The 19,561-nt window shown below is 58.6% G+C and carries 21 protein-coding genes; 20 read left to right on the top strand and 1 reads right to left on the bottom strand.

From position 1 onward, the window contains the following. Positions 1–136: 136 nt before the first annotated feature. The 15 genes from AC2VNM_RS00990 to AC2VNM_RS00920 all read left to right on the top strand — a co-directional run bounded on the left by AC2VNM_RS00990 (position 137) and on the right by AC2VNM_RS00920 (position 13,022). Positions 137–1,192: a CoB--CoM heterodisulfide reductase iron-sulfur subunit A family protein gene (locus AC2VNM_RS00990; RefSeq protein ID WP_483166859.1), complete on the top strand. Its 1,056-nt coding sequence runs from the start codon at positions 137–139 to the stop codon at positions 1,190–1,192. Between the two features lie 5 nt (positions 1,193–1,197). Next, a complete protein-coding gene (locus tag AC2VNM_RS00985; protein WP_483166860.1) occupies positions 1,198–1,989 on the top strand; it encodes a hypothetical protein in 792 nt (263 codons plus the stop codon). Between the two features lie 26 nt (positions 1,990–2,015). Beyond that, on the top strand, positions 2,016–2,735 hold the full coding sequence (locus tag AC2VNM_RS00980; protein WP_483166858.1) for a 4Fe-4S dicluster domain-containing protein: 720 nt from the start codon (positions 2,016–2,018) through the stop codon (positions 2,733–2,735). After that, complete coding sequence (locus AC2VNM_RS00975) at positions 2,728–3,639, top strand: CoB--CoM heterodisulfide reductase iron-sulfur subunit B family protein (protein ID WP_483166857.1); 912 nt, start codon at positions 2,728–2,730, stop codon at positions 3,637–3,639. Before AC2VNM_RS00980 ends, AC2VNM_RS00975 begins: the two co-directional genes overlap by 8 nt. Positions 3,640–3,709: 70 nt before the next feature. After that, complete coding sequence (locus AC2VNM_RS00970; RefSeq protein WP_215872342.1) at positions 3,710–4,156, top strand: biotin/lipoyl attachment domain-containing protein; 447 nt, start codon at positions 3,710–3,712, stop codon at positions 4,154–4,156. Continuing rightward, on the top strand, positions 4,153–4,548 hold the full coding sequence (locus AC2VNM_RS00965) for a DsrE family protein (RefSeq protein ID WP_215872341.1): 396 nt from the start codon (positions 4,153–4,155) through the stop codon (positions 4,546–4,548). The genes AC2VNM_RS00970 and AC2VNM_RS00965 overlap by 4 nt, the downstream gene beginning before the upstream one ends. A gap of 49 nt (positions 4,549–4,597) precedes the next feature. Then, complete coding sequence (locus AC2VNM_RS00960) at positions 4,598–5,035, top strand: glycine cleavage system protein H (protein WP_483166856.1); 438 nt, start codon at positions 4,598–4,600, stop codon at positions 5,033–5,035. A 76-nt stretch (positions 5,036–5,111) separates the two neighbouring features. Next, the gene (locus AC2VNM_RS00955; protein ID WP_483166855.1) at positions 5,112–6,239 is read left to right on the top strand and encodes a radical SAM protein; all 1,128 of its coding nucleotides are present in this window, start codon (positions 5,112–5,114) and stop codon (positions 6,237–6,239) included. A gap of 19 nt (positions 6,240–6,258) precedes the next feature. Then, the gene (locus AC2VNM_RS00950; protein WP_483166854.1) at positions 6,259–7,347 is read left to right on the top strand and encodes a lipoate--protein ligase family protein; all 1,089 of its coding nucleotides are present in this window, start codon (positions 6,259–6,261) and stop codon (positions 7,345–7,347) included. After that, complete coding sequence (locus AC2VNM_RS00945; RefSeq protein WP_483166853.1) at positions 7,338–8,396, top strand: geranylgeranyl reductase family protein; 1,059 nt, start codon at positions 7,338–7,340, stop codon at positions 8,394–8,396. The genes AC2VNM_RS00950 and AC2VNM_RS00945 overlap by 10 nt, the downstream gene beginning before the upstream one ends. A 26-nt stretch (positions 8,397–8,422) precedes the next feature. Beyond that, positions 8,423–9,559: a radical SAM protein gene (locus AC2VNM_RS00940; protein ID WP_483166852.1), complete on the top strand. Its 1,137-nt coding sequence runs from the start codon at positions 8,423–8,425 to the stop codon at positions 9,557–9,559. Positions 9,560–9,703: 144 nt separating this feature from the next. Then, on the top strand, positions 9,704–11,092 hold the full coding sequence (locus tag AC2VNM_RS00935; RefSeq protein ID WP_486912720.1) for an OmpP1/FadL family transporter: 1,389 nt from the start codon (positions 9,704–9,706) through the stop codon (positions 11,090–11,092). 121 nt (positions 11,093–11,213) lie between these two features. Then, the gene (locus tag AC2VNM_RS00930; protein WP_483166850.1) at positions 11,214–11,603 is read left to right on the top strand and encodes a hypothetical protein; all 390 of its coding nucleotides are present in this window, start codon (positions 11,214–11,216) and stop codon (positions 11,601–11,603) included. 11 nt (positions 11,604–11,614) lie between these two features. Then, on the top strand, positions 11,615–12,634 hold the full coding sequence (locus AC2VNM_RS00925; RefSeq protein ID WP_483166849.1) for a lipoyl protein ligase domain-containing protein: 1,020 nt from the start codon (positions 11,615–11,617) through the stop codon (positions 12,632–12,634). A 16-nt stretch (positions 12,635–12,650) separates the two neighbouring features. After that, positions 12,651–13,022, top strand: a complete 372-nt coding sequence (locus AC2VNM_RS00920; RefSeq protein WP_483166848.1) for a hypothetical protein — start codon at positions 12,651–12,653, stop codon at positions 13,020–13,022. A gap of 35 nt (positions 13,023–13,057) precedes the next feature. Here AC2VNM_RS00920 and AC2VNM_RS00915 read toward each other — a convergent pair whose 3' ends face one another. Further along, the gene (locus AC2VNM_RS00915) at positions 13,058–13,381 is read right to left on the bottom strand and encodes a hypothetical protein (protein ID WP_483166847.1); all 324 of its coding nucleotides are present in this window, start codon (positions 13,379–13,381) and stop codon (positions 13,058–13,060) included. A gap of 114 nt (positions 13,382–13,495) precedes the next feature. On the opposite strand from AC2VNM_RS00915, the gene AC2VNM_RS00910 reads away from it, so the two are divergent. From AC2VNM_RS00910 to AC2VNM_RS00890, 5 genes are read left to right on the top strand one after another with little or no spacing between them, the layout of a single operon-like run. Next, complete coding sequence (locus tag AC2VNM_RS00910; protein WP_483166846.1) at positions 13,496–13,894, top strand: hypothetical protein; 399 nt, start codon at positions 13,496–13,498, stop codon at positions 13,892–13,894. Then, positions 13,891–14,712, top strand: a complete 822-nt coding sequence (locus tag AC2VNM_RS00905; protein ID WP_483166845.1) for an AAA family ATPase — start codon at positions 13,891–13,893, stop codon at positions 14,710–14,712. Before AC2VNM_RS00910 ends, AC2VNM_RS00905 begins: the two co-directional genes overlap by 4 nt. 7 nt (positions 14,713–14,719) lie before the next feature. Beyond that, the gene (locus AC2VNM_RS00900) at positions 14,720–17,212 is read left to right on the top strand and encodes a nitric oxide reductase activation protein NorD (RefSeq protein WP_486912719.1); all 2,493 of its coding nucleotides are present in this window, start codon (positions 14,720–14,722) and stop codon (positions 17,210–17,212) included. Then, a complete protein-coding gene (locus tag AC2VNM_RS00895; protein WP_486912718.1) occupies positions 17,209–18,390 on the top strand; it encodes an acetoin utilization protein AcuC in 1,182 nt (393 codons plus the stop codon). The genes AC2VNM_RS00900 and AC2VNM_RS00895 overlap by 4 nt, the downstream gene beginning before the upstream one ends. After that, positions 18,387–19,532 (top strand): aldo/keto reductase, encoded by a 1,146-nt coding sequence (locus AC2VNM_RS00890; protein ID WP_483166842.1) that lies wholly within the window; start codon positions 18,387–18,389, stop codon positions 19,530–19,532. Before AC2VNM_RS00895 ends, AC2VNM_RS00890 begins: the two co-directional genes overlap by 4 nt. The last annotated feature ends 29 nt before the right edge of the window (positions 19,533–19,561 follow it).

The following is a 19,561-nucleotide window of genomic DNA, read 5'->3' as shown; positions in this document are numbered from 1 at the left end:
CTGGGACAAGGCCAAGGCCGATTTCCAGGAATATCTGAAGCAGGTCGAGCAAGGGAATGTGGAATACCTCTACAACCCCGAACTCGCTACCAATCAGCAAATCAATATGAAGACGGGTGCTTGAGGAGAACGATCAGTGAGTGCACAAGATACGGTTCTAGTAGTAGGTGCGGGCCCGGCGGGCCTCTCGGCGGCAGCCACCGTGGCAGCCATGGGCAAGAAAGCAGTTATCGTTGAAAAGGAAGATGTTCTTGGTGGTGCACCGATCATCTCGGGGTATGCCAAGCTGGTTCCTTCGGGTGAGTGGGCCAAGGATGCTATTGGTCGCATGGTGAGCCGGGTGGAAGGGGATGGCAATGTCAGTATTCACAAGTCCACCAAGGTCACCCAGCTGGATGGTGAGGCCGGTAATTTCACCGCAACCTTGAGTAACGGCAGCAAGGTCGAAGCTGGTAGCATCGTACTTGCTACGGGCTTCACCCACTTCGATTCCATCAACAAGCCGGAATGGGGTTTTGGTACCTACGAAGACGTGTTGACCACCTCCCAGATGGAGCAGATGGTCGCTACTGGCAAGATTCAGTGTCCGTCGGACGGTCGTGTGCCGGAGCGCGTCGCCATTCTGCTCTGCGTCGGCTCGCGTGACCGCCAGATTGGGCGTGAGTGGTGCTCCAAGATCTGCTGCACGGTTTCTGCAAATCTGGCCATGGAGATCAAAGAGATTTCTCCGAGCACCGACGTGTTCATTTACTACATGGACATCCGTACCTTTGGCCTGTATGAAGACAAGTTCTACTGGAAGAGCCAGGAAGAATTCAAGACCAAGTTCGTCAAAGCGCGTATCGCCGAGGTGACCAAATCACCGGATGGCCGCCTGCTGGTGAAGGGTGAAGATACTCTGGTCAAGCGTCCGATCGTGATCCCCATGGATATTGTCGTACATGCCATTGGCATGGATCCCAACGCCCTGAATCCCGAAATCGCCAAAACCTTTGGCATCGGCTTGGAAAAGCACGGTTTCATCGACAAGGCCGAGCAGTACACCAACAGCCAAGGGACCACCCGTAAGGGTATTTATACCTGCGGTGCTTCTACCGGTCCTGAAGACATCGATACGTCTATCGCTCAGGGTCAGTCCGCTGGCTCGCGTGCGGTGGCGGATCTGTTCTCCGCGCAGAAAGTGGCCGTTTGAGTCTGATGCAAGAGTCCGTAACGCCGGCCAAGTTGCCTATCGATCTCGATGTCGGCCTGCTCAAGAAATCGTTCTACGAGCTTGAGGAGGCCCTCGAAGGGCAGCAGGGTTTGTCTGATCTGATTGCTATGCTGGAGGACAAAGGCGCAGTATTTCAGTCAATTCTCTCCGGTATAGACAGCGACTTAGATGTTGACGGGATGCGCACGCTGGTAGAACGGATGTTCACTGCGCGGCGCAAGCTCTGGCCGACCCTGGAAGCCTATGGAGCGCCGGCTTTGCGCTCTGCGATCGCTGATCTGCTCAGCGGCCACGGAGATTTGCCGCAACGCATGCAGCGCTTCCAAGAGGCCATACCGGCGCAAGGCAAGGCGCAGAGAGCCCTACGGGATCTGGCGGCGGAACTATTGCACTTCTCAAATCCAGAGGTATACCCGCTCATGACCCGTTGGGTCTGGGATCAAGGTACGAGCTCTGGAGCGGTACGCGAGTTTGTGCGTGGAGGTGACTACATCACCGACTTTCCCTTAGGGGAGAGCCCGGAGATGTTTGAGGGTGTGCGGGAGTGGATGCGGCAAGGGCTGTCCGAACTTGGCGTGTATCGCGATCTACCCTATCTCATCGATGTGTTGTTGGCATATCAATACTCACAATATTTGCGGGCCATGGCAGAAGGGTTCCTGCGCTCGGATTTCGGCGGGCAATCGGATTTCATCGAGCAAATCCATAAATTGCTGGGAGTCGAAACCCAGCGGCGTATGGGCGGCTCACGGATCAAAGGCAAAGACGTTCATTAGTTTTCCAAATTTAGGAGTTCCTGGTTATGGCTATTCATGAGAAGACACTGATCGATCCCGATCGCATTCTCCAGCACGATCATCTGGTCGTGGATGGTGTGGATGTGTCGGGATCTTGGAATACCATGATCTCCCCTCGTACCCTGGTGGATTACGAGCCGGATTTCGAAAAGATCATTCAGAGCTACGGCGGTGGCGAGAATGTACATCGTTGTTGGCAGTGCGGTTCCTGCACCAATTCCTGCACTATGTATGCGCAGAATGTGGACTTTAATCCACGCTATTGGATTTACCTGATTCGCCTGGGTCTGAAGGCCGAGCTGATGAAGGACAAAGACATCATCTGGCAATGCGTTTCCTGCAACAAGTGCACCAACATCTGCCCCAAAGATGTCCGTCCGGAGGGCGTGATGAAAGCCACCGCGCACTGGCTGGAAGAAAATGGCTACACCCCCAAGACCTTATCCACCCACTTCGATGAGGAATTCACTCATCAGTGTCTGGAGTATGGTCGGATCGAAGACACGGAAGTCATGATGGGCTTCTTCAAACGATCCGGGCAGCCACTCGTGCAGACCTGGATTATCAATTTCGGTAAGAATCTCAGCAAACACATGCCCCTGGGTCAGTTGGCCAAGATGGGCCTGAACGTCGTGTTTCGTCCCAAGACTAAATCCTGGGGTCGCACCGGTGAAGTGCTTGCTGAGTACGTCAAGACGCAGAAGGAGGCCGCGCATCATGGCTAAGGTTGCTTATTATCCCGGTTGTGCCTTGGAGGGCTCTGGCGGGCCCTACGACAAGTCTACTCGCGTATTGGTGAAGGAGTTGGGTCTCGAGATGGAAAATCTCGAAGATTACAACTGTTGTGGGGCCATGGAGGTCAAGAATATCCACCCCATGCTGCAGACCTACATGTCTGCACGTAACTTGGCGATTGCCAGCAAACTCCAGGGTTGTGACACCGTCATGGCCCCCTGCAATGGTTGTTATCGCAATCTGAAGCAGACCGAATACGAGTGCGCGACTTCGGAAGAGACCATGAAGACGGTTCAGGACCTCGCCGAAAAGTCTGGCGATCCGGTCTATGATGGCGATGTGCGCAGCTTGCACGCGCTGGAGTGGTTCATGGAGGAAGTCGGACCGGAGGGTATCAAGAGCCGGGTGAAGAAAAGCCTGAATGGGCTGAAAATCGCCAATTACTATGGCTGCATGTACACCCGGCCGCGGCAGATCTTCCCGGAAAAGGATCAGGGCCCCGGATCGGAATCTTCCTACGCACCGCACTTCATGGATGATCTACTCAATGCCGCTGGCGCCGAGGCAGTCGATTTTCCGTTGAAGACGGCCTGCTGTGGTGGTGCTCACACGCTGTCCGACTCTGACACCTCCACGCAGCTGGTGCTGAATATCCTGCAAGCCGCTGAGGACGCCGGGGCCGAAGTCATTGCCACCGAATGTCCGACCTGTCATTCCGGTCTGGAAATGCATCAGGTGCGCGCGGAAGTAGAGTTCGGTATCAAAACCAACGTCAAGGTCATCTACTTCACCCAGCTGCTGGGCTTGGCCATGGGACTTTCGCCGCGGAAAGTCGGTATCCCCGACAATGTCAGTGACTCCATGGATCTGCTTGCTGCCAAAGGGATCGTCTGACCGAGTTGCGAAATGCGCCCCCTGATCGGGGGCGTTTTTTTTCGTCGCAGCATATAACGAGGAACAGGCCATGGAATGTAACGGCTGTGAATTTCGCGCCGAGCTCTACTATGACAAGGAAAGTCAGGTCTGGGCGCGACGTGAGGATGATGGCACGCTCACCGTGGGCATGACCGACATTTCCCAATCCATTGCCGGCAAGATTCTGCATGTGCGCGTGCGCCGACCCGGTACGCGGCGACCCATCGGCAAGCCAGTTGCCACCATTGAAAGTGGTAAATGGGCCGGACCGGTTCCCAATGTCTTCGACTGTGTGATCGAACTTGCCAACGAGGATGTGCTGGAAGACCCCAATCTCCTCAATATCGAACCCTACGAAGCCTGGATCGCCCGCGTGCGTCCGGTGGCGAGTCTGGAGGTCGCGTTGAAAGACATGGTAACGGGTGATGCCGCCTTCGAGATGTATAAGGCGCGCTGTCTGCGGGACGACATTCACTGTGAGCGGGGAATGAGATGAGCAGTCATTATCTGGAAGATGACGAAGAGAAAACCGTGGTCATTGTCATGACCAGCGGGCCGAGCACGGCGCATCGCTGTGCGACGCCGTTTTACCTGGGTTCCTTGTTGTCATCCATGGATGCAGAGGTTAAGATTTTTTGCACCATGGAGGCGGTCAAGCTCATGGAGAAAGGTGTTGCCGAGAACATGGCAGCCATGGAAGGTGGCAAACGTATCATCGAATTCATTCGGGATGCGAAAAATGCCGGAGCGGAGCTCTATGTTTGTCGGCCCGCGTTGCCCGGATATGCCATGGAAGAGACGGGCCTGATCGATGAGGTCGACCACGTAGCTTCAGCCGGGGATCTGGCCGACCTCATTCTGTCGGTCGATCGCTTGTTATTTTTTTGAGGGATTTATCTCTAACTGGATTTTTTCCGTACACCCTAAGGAGGACATTATGGGTACCGTTCGTGGTTGTGAAATTCCTGAAGATCTGATGTACAACGTCGAAAACAACGTGTGGTTGCGCAAGGAAGATGATGGCAGCGTGACCATCGGCATGACCGCGTATGCCTGCGCTTTGGCCGGCCAAATCGTCTCCTACACCCCGAAGGCTGCGGGCAAGGACATCAAAAAAGACAAGTCGGCCGCCACCGTCGAATCTGGAAAATGGGTAGGTCCGTTGAAGAGCCCGGTCGGTGGTACGGTCACTGCGATCAATGATGAGGTCGCAAAGGATCCGGGTCTGATCAACAAGGATCCGTACGGCAGCGGCTGGATTGCCAAGCTGAATCCGGCGGATTTCGCTGGCGACTCTGGTGAGCTCAAGACCGGAGCTGATGCCCTGGCAGCATTCGAAGAGAAGATGAACGCCGACGGTTTCGGCGGCTGCTAAGATTTCTCTTGCTATCGCTCAGCGGCCGCCTCGGTGGCCGCTGCAGTCTTTTTACTGACGCAGGACGGACGAACTCATGAACCCATGGTTGGACGCTGTTTCCCAGGTAGAGGCCCTTGAAGACTTGCAACTCGATGCCAATCTGGTTGCGTCGATGCGCGAGCGTTGGCAGGGACTTTCGGGCAGTCAGGTCGGGCGGATGAACTTCTATACCCCATCGTTTCGGCATCACGAAACCTCCGAACTGTCTACCAGCAGTTGTGGCAAGAATGCTTTCCCGGCCATTTCCATCACCGGTGGTGATTGCAAGCTGCAATGTGACCATTGCAAGGCAAAAATTCTCGAACCGATGATCCCCGTGCGCTCTCCCGAGGAGCTCGATCGTCTAGTTGATCAGATTGTTCTGGAGGGCGGACGCGGATTATTGTTGTCGGGTGGTTCTGATCACCAGAATGTCGTTCATTATGAACCGTATTTTCCGACGGTCAGTAAGATCAAGGCGCGCTACCCCAATCTGCAGATCGCGATGCACACGGGTATCGCCACGCCAGAATTCGCCCGTGGTATGGAGGATGCCGGAGTCGACGTCGCCATGATGGATGTCATTGGCGCCCAGGACACGATTTCCCAGGTCTACCATCTGCGCCGCAGTGTCGATGATTTCGAAGCAGCACTGGAGGCTTTGGTCGCCACCAAGATGAAGGTGGTGCCACATATTGTCATTGGGCTCCATTATGGCGAGATGCTGGGCGAGTGGAACTCCCTCGAAATTGTGCAGCGACATCTGCCCAGCGCTTTGGTGCTGGTGGTGATCATGTCGCAGTACGCCAGCCAGAGTCGGCCCTTTGCCACCCCACCCAGCAACGAGGTCGGAAAGTTCTTCATGGACGCGCGTGCGAGCCTCCCGGACACCCCGGTGTTGCTCGGCTGTGCGCGGCCCAGTGGCCTGCATCGCATGGAAACGGACAGCTACGCGGTGATGGCAGGGCTGAACGGCATTGCTTTCCCCTCCGATGGCATGTTGGCATTGGCCAAGCATCTGGATCGCGACGTTTTCGTTACCCCGTCTTGCTGTTCGATGATCGTCGGCGAAGAAGTTCTTGCCCTGGGCGAGGAAAGTGGGGCCATTCCATTGGATCATATCCCGGCTGCACCCAAGCGGCGCCCAGCACTGCGCGATATCCCCATCGTCGTGACCGCCTGAGTGCTGGAAGCAAAGGATCATGGCTGAGCGAGAGGCAGGGCGGCAGCGTGGCAACGCGCAATGGGCGGTGATCGATACTGGCCTGCGCGATGCGGACGAGAATATGGCCCTCGACCACGCCCTGATGGCCGCCGTAGCCGATGGAAGGCTGGGCGCCAGCTTCCGCTTCCTGCATTTTCGTGACTGCGCCTTACTCGGGCATCATCAGTCCCCCCGGCAGGAACTCGATCTCGACTTCTGCGCCCGCGAAGGCGTGCAGGTGCAACGCCGTTTGACCGGCGGCGGGGCAATCATCTTCGATGAAACCCAGCTGGGTTGGGAGTTGGTCTGCCGGCGTGAAGCCCTGCCTGCTGGGGACATGAGCTTCTTGGCGCAAGAAATCTGCGAAGCGGCGGCCCTGGGTCTGCGTCAGCTCGGTGTCGACGCGCAGTTTCGTCCCCGCAACGATATCGAAGTAGAGGGGCGGAAAATCTCTGGCACCGGCGGCATCATCGATGGTCAGGTGGTGCTCTTTCAGGGCACCGTCCTAATCGATCTGGATATCCCGCGGATGCTGCGCATCCTGCGCGTGCCGCTCGAAAAGCTCGATGCCCATGCGATACAATCGGTCGCGGAGCGTGTCACCAGTCTGCGTGACTTGCTCGGGCGGCTACCCAGCAAAGCAGAGGTCAAAGAGGCATTGGTCGAGGGTTTCCGCGCCCACTTCGCGTGGGATATGTGCGAGACACCGGTGCCCGAAGTGCTGACGACATATCTCCCCGAGGCCTTGGCTATTGTGCGCGACCCGGAATGGCTGCAACTGCAGGATCGCCCGCGCAGTGAGCAAGCTCTCTTGCAGGCCGTGCACCGGGGTAGCGGAGGTACCTTGCGTAGTGAGCTACTCTGGGACGAGCGCGGCAAGCGGATTCGGCAAATCGCCTTCAGCGGCGATTTCTTTGTCCAACCGCGGCGCGCGGTTCTGGATTTGGAGGCAGCCTTGCGCAACAGTCATATCGAAGACTTACCGCAGATCGTCGAGCGTTGGTACCACGAGACTCCTGTCGATGCATTGGGTCTGCAGCCAAGCGATTTCGTCCAGGTCGTACGCGAGGCATTGCCATGCGCGTGATCGACTGCGACGTACTCGTGGTGGGCGTGGGACCGGGGGGCGCGGCAGCGGCCCGGGTCACCGCTGCCGCGGGTTTGCATACCATCGCCGTCGACAAGCGCAGTGAGATTGGTGTTCCGGTGCAGTGTGCCGAGTTTGTTCCCAATCCTCTTATGCGCACGGTTCATGAGACGTTGTCGCGGGTGCAGGAAGTGAGTGGAATGCTCACCGTCCTGCCCTCTGGAGCCGCGGAGCATTCTGCGTTTCCCGGCCTGATGATTGACCGCGCGCGTTTTGATCAGGGCCTGGCAGAGCTTGCTGAAGCGGCAGGCGCTAAGATCTGGCGACGCACCCAATTCCGCTCCTGGGATGGCGAGATTGCTGTAGTCCAGCGCGACGGCGAGAGCATTGCCCTACGCCCTCGTTTTCTTCTTGGCGCTGACGGCCCCCATAGCGCGGTGGCGGCAGCTCTCGGTCTACCAGATCAGGCGGTGGTTTTCACCCGCCAATACACAGTACCACTCCTGCAGGAGTACTTTGATACCGACATCTTCCTCTCCGATGCCTTTCCCGGTGGCTATGCATGGCTCTTTCCCCGGGGTGCAGTGGCAAATTTGGGGCTGGGGGCGGATCGTCGTTTCGAGAGCAACCTCAAGGTACCCTTGGAGACTTTGCACCAGCAGATGCAGGAGCGCGGTATCGTTGGGGCAGAGATCCTTGGGCGCACCGGGGGTGCGATTCCGGTGGGGGGAATCCGCCCCATGGTACATGCGCGGGCCCTATTGCTGGGGGATGCTGCAGGCCTAACGCATCCTATTACGGGCGCCGGTATTCCCGCGGCAGTCATCAGCGGTGAAGCCGCCGGGCGGGCGACCATTGCCTGGCTGGCAGGTGATACGGATGCCCTCGAAGCGTACGTAGAGGATATGACGGACCAATTCGGTCCGGCACTCCAGCGCGCCGTACAGCGGCGGCGCGAACTGGAAGCCGTCTGGCGCAAGCCGGCGGCACAGGAGGATCGCGTGATGCGGTCTGGATGGATTGCTTTTGAGGAATATTTTGCCGCCTGAGGGCGGATTGTCGAGGAGGATGTCCCATGAGTGCGGTAGCCCCGGAAACCAATCAACCCCTGAACTTCTATCGGCCCGACTACTTCGTCAAGACGCCGGCCATGCGGTCTCCCGACTATGTGCAGTTGAGCACGGCGGCAGCCATCACCCTGGGACTCATTCCCGGGGTGATGCACCGCACCAGCTGCACCCATTGCCTGAACCTGCTGATGACCTACCCCGAAGGTTGTCGCGCCAACTGCACCTACTGCGGTCTGGCCCGGCATCGGGAGGAAAGCCGCGACTACGCCGACCGCAACTTCATCCGCGTCGACTGGCCGACGGTTCGCGTGGACGAGATGCTGGAGCGGATCGCTGCCAACAGCGACAAGGGACAGTTCGAGCGCATGTGCATCAGCATGATCACCCACCCCGATTCCGACTACGACACCCAGGTGGTGCTCAAGCGGTGGATGGAGGTAGCGCCGCATATTCCGGTGTCGATCCTGTCCAACCCCACGACCATGGAGAAGCAGGACCTCATCACCCTGAAAGAGCTGGGCGCAGATATCTTCACCGTCGCTCTCGATGCGGTCACCCCGGAAATCTTCGAGCGCACCCGCGGCAAGACGGTGCAAAGCCCCCATTCCTGGGACAAGTATTGGCAGGTGATCGAGTGGGCTGCCGAGATCTACGGGCCGGAGAAGTTCGGTGCCCACCTGATCTGTGGCATGGGCGAGACCGAGCAGGAAATCCTGCAGGTCTGCCAGCGGATGAAGGATATGGGCGGGCACAACCACATGTTTGCCTTCTTCCCGGAAAAGGGCTCGATGATGGAAGATTGGGATCCGGTGCCGCAGGACCAGTGGCGGCGGGTGCAGTTGGGTCGCTTCCTCATTGATTATGCTGGTGGTCGTTTTGAAGACATGAACTTTGATGAGTATGGTCGGGTGGCAGAGTTTGGCTTCCCGCAGGCGGAACTCGAGGACATTATCGACTCGGGCAAGCCCTTCCAGACTTCCGGTTGCCCGGGTAAGGATGACGAAGAGGTGAGCGCCTGCAATCGTCCCTATGGGGACTCTTCGCCATCCGATATCCGCTCCTTCCCCTTCGCCCTCAACAAGCAGGATGTGGAGATTGTGCGGCGTCAGATGCGCCTGAAGGACCTGCAGTTCCCTGGTTGATCTGGATCGCTGCGAAAAGAAGGGGCCCGAGTGGCCCCTTTTTTGTTTTATTAGAATGTTATGATAAGAAATATCATCAAATCACAGTATTTTCTCTTTTGATCGAAGCGAAAAAACTTTGATTGTGACAGTTCTTGCAACACCTTGTTCTATCCGCCACAATCAAAATACGTTTTGACAACAGAGGGCGAGGAAGTGAAGAAGACGAAAATTTTAGGCTATGCAGTTGCCGCAGCCGTCGCTGCCGCGGGTTTCTCTGGCAATGCTTTCGCCACCAACGGCTATCAGTTGATCGGTATCGGCCAGTATGCGATTGGTATGGGTGGTGCCGTGGTCGCGGCCCCCGATGACCCTTTGTCTGCGGCCATCAGCAACCCGGCGGGTCTGGCCCTGATGCGTCCGCAGGCGGCCTTCTCTGCCGAGATTTTTAACCCTACCCGCAAGACCAATATGGGTTTTGGGGAGATTGGTAGCCATAGCAACGTTTACGGTGTTCCCGCGATCGGCTGGGTTGCCCCTGCCTTTGGCGACGGCATCGTGTTCGGTGGTGGTGTGTATGGTACAGCTGGATTGGGTGTTAATTATCTTCAAAACGTTGCTCCGAACCCTCAGCTACCATATGGTGGCTACGCCCAAGCGTACAGTAGCATTACTTTCATGGAGATGGCTCCCTCGATTGCTATGAAGGTGAACTCCCATTTGGCAGTTGGCGCTTCTCTGAATATCGCCGCGGAGCAAGGCTCTTTTCAGCAGACAATGACGCAGTTCACGAACATCAGTCCGTACCCTACGCATCCATATATTGTACCGATTGGTGGAGGGTTAAATCTTGCGACCCCGTCGTGGGCCTATGGCGTTGGCGTGACCATTGGAGCGCTGTACAAGGTGAACGACATGGTTACCTTGGGTGCAACGTATAAATCACCCATGATTTTTACGCCAATGACTTTTCAGGGTGGCGCTCAAGTTGCTCCAGGACCCAACGGAACGCAAATTCAGGGGGGTCCAGGTCAATACAGTGGTCATTTGAACTACCCGCAGCAGGTGGCTCTGGGTATCGCAATTCGACCCATTCGCCAGTGGTTGATCAGTGTGGAAGGGCAGTGGATCAATTGGCACAACACCCTCAATACTTTTAATATCCATGGCCCATGGCAGGGTACGGATGTGGTTGCGTTGCCTTTGAACTGGCGTAACCAGTGGGTTGCCAACTTTGGTACCCAATATGATGTAAACGACTGGCTGCAGGTCCGTGCGGGTTATGCCTGGGGATCCAACCCGGTGCCGAACAACAGTGCAGCGATTGCTGCCAACACCATCTTCCCGGCTCTCATCCAGAATGCCGTCACCTTCGGTGCGACGCAGAAACTGGGGATGGGCTGGAAGCTGACGGAAGCGTACATGCACGCCTTCGCCAATACCCTGACTGGCGCGCCTGGGTCGGCACCTTTCGCTCCTGGCGATCCTATGCAGGCTGCGTCCTCGACCCTGGGCGAGAACTCCTACGGCATCCAAGTCGGCTACGACTTCTAAGACTCTTACCCCTCCTCAAGGGTACGGGGGAGACGTAAGTCTCCCCCTTTTTGCGTTCTACGGGCTTGCATCGAGAGCCGGCAGGCCAGACACTAGGCGGCAGTGGATACGCGAGGAGCCTATGAAGACCATACCGATTGCCGATGTCAGTACCCTCAAGAATGAACTTAACAAATACAAGAAGGGCAAGAAGCTCGAAATACCCCGTTTCAACCAGCTGGCGCGTATGGGCTATCTGGGACGCCTGATCATGACGCCTCTCGACCCCGAAGATCCTGCGTGTAAGTCTTATCTGGTACATGTACAGGAGCCGCAGGGCTTGGCCGCCCATTTCATCGAACTCGATGAAGATTTGATCGATGCCATCTTGATCCTCGATGGGGAGCAGGCGATGGCCATTGCTGCCATCATGCAGCAAGGGGTGCAGGATCGGGCCCGCTGGCACGAGGAGCTCAACGCGCGCGATTTCTACTTTTCCTCGTTTTACCGGCCCAAGGAGCGCGCAGAATAGAGTCGAGCGTCGTGCCCGCAGAGCAAAGGAAACTGCGCTGGCTGGATCTCGGGCATTTGACTGCCGAGGAGCTGCATCAGTCCTATCAGGCCCTGGCTGCCCTGCGTCGTGCCGATGATCCTGCCTTCCTTGTGCTGGCGACGGCCGATGCGCATCTGAGCCTCGGTGCTGCTCAGTCTGCCTCTGCGGAGCTGAATGAGGCCGCTTGCGGATCCGTAGCTGTCCTTCAGCGCCCTCTCGGCGGTGGCTTGGTCTGGGTGGAGCCGACACATCTGAATTATTTTCTCCTGTCTACCCCAGATGTACAGTGTCGGCGTCCGGAGGACTTGCTGGCGGCGATGGCGCCCTCCATTCAAGCCGTTCATGCGCAGTATGGTTTGCCTGCGGAGCTGGCGGCGGGGCAGGAGTTTCGTTATCGCGGGCGGCGCATTGGCAGTACTGGTGCTGCTACCATCAGTAAGAGTCTGGTGCTGGCGGGGAGCTATCTGCTGCGGATTGACTGGCGCCCCTTTGTTGCCAGTGTCGCCACGCCGTCGCTCGAGTTCCGCAACACCCTGGCGCGCGCCCTGTCCGCCTCCCTCACCAGCTGGGAAACTGAGCTAGGGCCCAAGATGATGCCTAGCCATGCCGATCTGAAGAGTGCGTGGCAGGCGCAACTACTGGCTCAGGGCTGGCAGATTTTCGAGGAGGAGCTCCACGCCAGCGAGTGTGCCGCGTGGCAGCAGGTAGAATGGGAGCCTGTGGATTGGCAGAGCCAGGGCCGCCGACGGGTGCGCAATGGCATCAAGCTGCGCGCTGGGGCATTCCTCACCGAACAACACTGGCCGGATGGCTGGCTACGTGTCTGGACGGAAGACGGTTGCTATCGGGAAGTGGAGAGCGATGCCTGGCCGCCGGAGCTCAGTTGGGCCCTGGCTGGCGTTGCTGCTCGATCTCCCTTGCTAGCCAGCCTCTTGGATGGCTATTTGGGTAGCAGCGCCGGGCGTTGGCAGAAACGACTGGAAGAACTTTCCGTCTGGTCCGATCAATGAAGAACAGGAGAATGGGATGCCGAGTATCGAAGATCGTTTACGCAAACGTCTGATATGGATGACGAGCGATGAGGAAATGCTCCAGCTTGCGCGTGACAGTCTGCCAGCAGAGTGGTCGCTGACCGCAGCTCTGGCGGTGGAGGATTTTGACGACTGGCAGGAGATCCTGCTGCATCGTTTTCTGGTACTGGATTTGGGAGACCCGGCGATCGACCACGCGGTGATCGACGAAATCCGCCGTGAACACCAACTGAATATCCCCATTTTCTGCTATGGGGGCAGCGAAGAGGACCGGCTGGCAGCCCGCTCGGCGCGGGCCGACCGCTTCTTCAATCAGGACGAAATCCTACAGAAACTGCCGGAGTTTCTGCGCCAATTTTCCTGGTAATTCAGTGCCCGTCAGTAGGCGGGCACCGCAGTCGATCAGCCAACCTTGGCGTGCGCCTCCGTGTCGAGGAGCAGCTCGTGACTCTCGCTCTGTCCATCACTGGAAACCGTCAGAGTGGCAACCCGTACGCCCGCATCCTTGAAGGTCAGTTCGTAGGAGAACATGCCGGGCAACTCGATATTGCTCTCTTTCAGGGTCTTGCCTTCGCAGGTTAGGGTCACCTTGGCGGTTCCTTGCCCGTCGAGCATGGCCTGGATGCGAAAGGGATGACCCACCACGCGACGATAGACCTGCGGGTCACGATTGGCGTTGTACTGCAGGTTGTTCAGTTTAACCATCTTGACGAGTGTCTTGCTCATGAAAGCCCCTTTTCCGTGCATAAAATCCATTGTGGATGTCGATAGGTAAAACACGCATATCCTAGACGAAGCAGAGGAAAAAAGGTAGCTTAGGCCGAGGCGAGAGGAGTTCTCATGTACGACAAAACCCTGACGCTGGCGCGTTTGGACGCGGCGCAAGCTCGTATCGAGGCGCTTGGGCGCAATGCTGCAAATCACGAGTTTTCTGCAAATCTGCAGGAAGGCATGGCGATTGCGAGCGACATTTTGCGGGCGTTGCTGGCATCTGAAGGCAAGGAATCCGATCCAGATGCGGATTTGCTCGCGCTCTGGAAAACCCTGGTGAAGGGGCAACCGCACTGGAATACCATCCGCGATAATTGCCGCGAACTGGTCTATTACCAGAATTGTCTGGCAATGGAGCGCGCAGATGCCTTGCCGCCGCAACCGCAAAAAATGCTGTTACACACCCTGCGCCATTTATATCTATATGCCCGCAGCCATGCCGAACAATCGCAAGAGGAGACATCATGAGTCGGAGCAGCCACGGCGACAATGCCCTGCGCTATATCAGCGAAGAACCGTTTTACCAGCCGGTGGGAAATGAGCTGGGGATCTTCATGGCGGCCTGGGGGCGGCGCCTGCCGGTCATGCTCAAGGGGCCGACGGGCTGTGGCAAGACCCGTTTTCTCGAGCACATGGCATGGCGCCTCAAGCGCCCGCTGATCACCGTAGCCTGTCACGAGGATCTGACCAGCTCGGACCTGGTGGGACGTTTCCTGATCGAAGGTGACGAAACCGTCTGGCAGGACGGTCCTCTTACCCGCGCGGTGCGTGAGGGCGCCATCTGTTATCTGGATGAAGTCGTCGAGGCGCGCACCGATACCACCGTCGTCATCCATCCTCTGACCGACCATCGCCGTCATCTGCCGATCGATAAATTGGGGACGGAACTCAGCGCTCATCCCGATTTTTTGTTGGTGATTTCCTACAATCCCGGCTACCAGACGGTGCTGAAGGATCTCAAACCCTCCACCAAGCAGCGTTTTGTCGGGATGAACTTCACCTACCCCCCCGCAGAGCTGGAAGCGCAGATCGTGATGCGGGAGTCGGGGCTGGATGCCGAGCGCTCCAGCAAGCTGGTGCAGGGCGCGGCCAAGGCTCGTAATCTCAAGGATCAGGGTCTGCAGGAGGTCACTTCCACCCGTGCCCTGGTCTATGCCGGTACCTTGATGGCGGCGGGGCTGGCTCCACTCGAAGCAATCGAGGCCGCCATCATCAGTCCGCAGACGGACGATCCCGAACTCGCCTCGGCGCTGACGGAAATCTTTACCACCTTCTTCGGCGCCTGAGGCGGACGTGTCTGCCGCCAGCGAGGAGATCCTCGAGCATCTGGAAGCGGTCAGTTTTGTCGCCGGACGCGACGCTCGGGCGGCCCTGCCCGCCGTCGAGGCGCTCGGCGAGGCAGCCGTCTTGCGGTATCTGGAGACAGGGCGCGATCTCTTTTTTTATGACCGCGAGGCAGGCAAGGCCTTTTTCCATGCAACCGAGAGTCTGGTGCGCGCCTTTGGCGGTCTCGACCCCTGGCTGGAGCAGGCGCGCATCTTCCTTACCCAGCGCGGCACCTTTCGCGCAGCGGTAGGGTATTTCGAGCAAGCCGCCCAGGCTCGCGAGGAATACGGCGTGACCGGAGAGAAGATCTGGTATGAGGAAGGCGCGGACTGGATCGGTCGTCATGTCGATAGTGCCGCAGCGTATTTTCGCACGCCCATCGCCCGGCTCTTCGGCAGCTATGGTGCCGAGGATCTGCACACCCTGCTGGCGCCGGCACGGGAACTGGCCAAGGGACGTCTGGGGCTGGCCAGCTACCTCGAGGGTGCAATCAAGGTGCGCGCCATCTGTGGATTAGATGGGGTGCAGGACTGGGCATTGCGCGGTCGCGACATTCTTGCCGCCGGCCGCATCCGCGGCGAGGCCTGGTATAAACTCGAAAGCGACGAGGCCCGTGCTTTTTTGCTGGAGGTCTTGCCAGGCTTCCGCATCGGTCCGCACAAGCGGCTCTTTGCTCTGCTCTTGCAGGCCTGGACGGGTCTGCATCTGCCCTTTGAGGATGGCGATTGGAGCGTAGAGGGCGGGCGCGGCTTTCTCGAAACCGATGGCCGGAGCCTTTTCGTGCCGGCGGTGATGCCCGATCGGGAAGAGGCCATCCTCGCCTTCTACCACACCGGTGCGCATCTCGCCTTTGGCAGCTACGATGAAGACGCTATCCATGCGCTCTTCCGCGAAATCGGTATGGAACACCCGCCGCTCGATGCCGATCAGCGCATCACCTGGCGGCCGCTTTTTGCCCAGTTTGGTCAGGATCTCCTGCGCTTTCAGTTGATCTTCGACATACTGGAAGATCTGCGCGTCGATCTTGCCATGGAGCGCGAAATGCCCGGTTATCTGCCGCGGCTGCTGCGCGCCGCGGAGCAGCGGTCGGTGCCCCCTGGTGCGGCCGGGGCCTATTGGCGCGAGGCCCTGCAGCTTACTCGTTCAGCCGTATCCGGGCAGCTCCCCAGCGAATTGGCCTCTCTTGCTTCTTCCGCCGCTAGCATCCTCGATGCCTTCCGTCTGGCCCTGGCACGCTACGCGCACACCGAACTTCCCTCCATCGCTCTGGCGGAACGAGGGCCAGCATTCCTGCCCGGACACTCCCCCAATGCCGCGCGACCCGTATATCCGCGCAAACATGGCCAGACTGCGGCGGTGGAAATGGATGCCGGGGGGCAACTCGGTGCTGCCGGCCACAAAGAAAAGCCGCGCGAAGCGCCGCAGCAAGCAGAAGGCAACGATCCAGACATGGAGATCCCGCCCGAGGACATTCAAGGGACCGGTGGCCGGGTGGGGGTGGGGATTCCCATGCCGGCCAAGGTGCATGGTAGTGGCCGCGGGGTGCAGGGGCCGAAAGGCGGTTGGCCCTACAAGGAATGGGACTACCGGCAGGAAAAGTACAAAGACAACTGGGCACGGGTACACGAGCGCAAACTGCGCGAGCAGGACGAGGCACGGGCAGTGGAGATCGCCGCCGAGTATGAAGGCACCATGCGCCGCCTGAAGAAGGCCCTGCAGGCACAGAAGCCGACGCGCATGGCACCATTGCGGCGACAAAAGGAAGGTGAAGAGCCGGATATTGATGCCGCTGTACAGTTTGTCGTCGAGCGTCGCGCCGGGCAGAGCCCCAAGGCCAATATCTACCGCCAACGCCGACCCTTGCAACGCGATACTGCCGTACTCCTACTTGCCGATCTCTCCACCTCGATCATGGCCGAGGCGGCAGATACCGGCATTCGTGTGGTCGACCGCCTCCGCGCGGCGATGCTGCTCTTTGGGGAGGCCCTGGTCGAGGTGGGAGATCCCTTTGCCCTCTATGGCTTTGCCAGCAAGTATCACCAAGAAGTCCTGCTCTATCCAATCAAGCGCTTCGACGAGCGCTTCGACGCGCGGGCACGGGCGGTGCTCGGTGGCCTGAGCGGACGCTTGGCAACGCGCATGGGTGCGGCAATTCGTCACAGTACCCGGCAGTTGTTGCGCAGCCCCGCGCAACGGCGCTTGCTGTTGATTCTTTCGGATGGGCGGCCGGCTGATTATGACGATGGCGGTGATCCCCGCTATCTGCAGGAAGACACGCGCATGGCAGTGCGCGAGGCACGGGACCTCGGGGTACATGCCTTCTGTATCAGTCTCGATCCGCGCGGTGGCGATTATCTGCCCCTGGTCTTTGGGCAGGGGCACTATCTGGTCCTGCCCCAGATCGACCATTTGCCGCAGCGACTTCCGGAAATCTATCTGCGCCTGCGAGGGCATGGATGAACGAGGCCGCGCTCCTGCAGGAGCGGATTCCAGCAACGTGTCCGGCGCTCTTCGTGGGGGCGGCGCGTTATCGTCGGAACAGCTACGGCAAAAACCATCCCCTTGCCATTCCCCGCGTCTCTTTGACCCTCGATCTTATCAACAGCTACGGGGCGATGGGTGCAGCGGAGTACCGCCTGGGCCGCCCTGCCAGCCACATCGAGCTCTGGGGTTTTCACACCCGCGAGTACATTCAGGCCTTTGAGAAGGCGCAGTTTCGGGGTCGCGTCACCGATCAGGATCGCCGCATCTACCAGCTTGGCACTTTGGAGAACCCCTATTTCCCGGGTTTTTTTGACACTCCCAATCTGGCAACCGGGTCGAGTATTCAGGCGGCCGAACTGGTTTTGCAGGGGCAGACGGCCTTCAGTCCAGCGGGGGGGATGCATCACGCAGCGCCGCATCAGGCGCGCGGGTTCTGTTATCTGAACGATCCGGTACTGGCCATTCAGCGGCTGCGCCGTGCGGGTCTGCGGGTACTGTATTGGGATCTGGACGCACATCATGGCGATGGGGTGGAGGCGGCCTTCGTCGATGATCCCTCGGTGCAGACGGTTTCCATCCATATGGATACCGCTTATGCCTATCCCTTTCATGGCGGCGGCCTCGCTGACCAAGCCGGTGGGGCGCTGAACCTGCCACTGCCGTCGGAGGTCAACGACACGGAGTACCGGCAGGTATTTACCGCTCTCTGGCCGCGGGTGATGGAAAGCTTTGCGCCAGAGGTGGTGGTATTGCAGGCAGGTACCGATATCCTTGCCCCAGATCCGCTCAGCAAATTTCGCATCAGTAATGTCTTTTTTTGGGAGATGGCGCGGCGCATCGTTGCCGACAGCCCGCGCCTTCTGGTGTTGGGCGGGGGCGGCTATCATCCCATCGCCCTGGCGCGCTGCTGGACCGGCCTTTGGGCGATCCTCTCCGGCCGGGAGTTGCCCGCTATCCTGCCTGCGCCCGGCCGCGCACTGCTTGAAGCGGTGGACTGGGAGCTCGATGATGAAGATGCCCCGGATTATTCGCGGCAGTTCGAACGCCTCGATGACCTGCCTTGTGAAGGCCCGATACGGGCGGAGATCGGCGAGCGGCTAAGAGCCCTTTTCCAGGAGCACCCCCTTTTTCTCGATAGGAGAGTCCAGGTATGAGTGACACCCCTGATCTAGTCCCTGGTGCCGCCAACAGTCTGGCGACCAAAAAGTATGCCGAGCGCTTTGTTGCGGCGGGTCTGCCCGAGGGGCATTACAGTGATTTTCTCAACACCCGTATCAAGCTCTCTTCTCTTGGAGTGGGCACCTTCCCCGGCGCTATCGACGAGGTAACCGATGTGGCAGTTGCGGCCATCGTGGCGCAAGCCCTGCAATCGGGGATCAATGTGATCGATACCGGTGCCAATTACCGCTATGGAAGAGCAGGCCGCGCGGTAGGCGCCGGGATTGCCAAGGCCCTGCAGGCGGGGGGCAAACGCGAAGAATTCTTTGTTTTGGGCAAGGGGGGCTTTCTCACCTTTCCCAACGGTAAACCAGAGAATCTCGAAACCTTCTTTGCCGAAGCGGTGGAGGCCAAGGGCCGTGGTAAAAAAGAAGATCTTGCCCATGGTATCCACTGCCTCAGCCCGGAATATCTGCTTTGGCAACTCGATGAGCTGCGCGCGCAGACGGGCCTGGCAACCCTGGACGCCTTCCTGGTGGATCAGCCCGAGGTGCAAATCCCCGTCATCGGCAAGGAACGGGTCTATCGCAAGCTCATCGATGTCTTCGCCGCGTTGGAGGGTGCGGTGGCAGAAGGCAAATTACGCTATTACGGGATTTCTACCTTCAACGCCTGTCGGGTAGAGACCGATAATCCTTTGTTTCAGTCGATGACCAGCCTGCTGGGCCTGGCGGAGAAAGCGGCGGGGGAGGGCAAACGGCACCACCTGCGCATCGTCGAACTTCCCTTCAACGCCCTGATGCCCGAGGCCTACACCCGCTTCAGTCAGGTGACTGGCCAAGGTAACATCGCCTCCACCATTCAGGCGGCCTATCAGCTCAAACTGACCGTCATGGCCAGTCATCCGCTGGGTAAGGGGCTGCTGGGGCGGGAAGAGGTGTCATCATTGCAAGAGGCCATGCCCGAGCTGGCCAATGCTGCGCAGCGCGCTACGCAATTTGTCCGCTCGACGCCCGGAATTGCGGTGACTCTGGTGGGAATGAGCAACCCCCTGCATCTGGCTGATTTTCTCGCCGTTGCCCAGCAGGCCCCCCTGGCGAAAGAGCGCTTCCTGGCCATGTTCGAGAAGGAGAAGTAGGGTCTATATCCTCCTTACTGAGCAGAAAA

The sequence above is a fragment of the Acidithiobacillus sp. TH-A67 genome (assembly GCF_057473545.1).
This window is presented reverse-complemented; position numbering and strand designations above follow the sequence as displayed.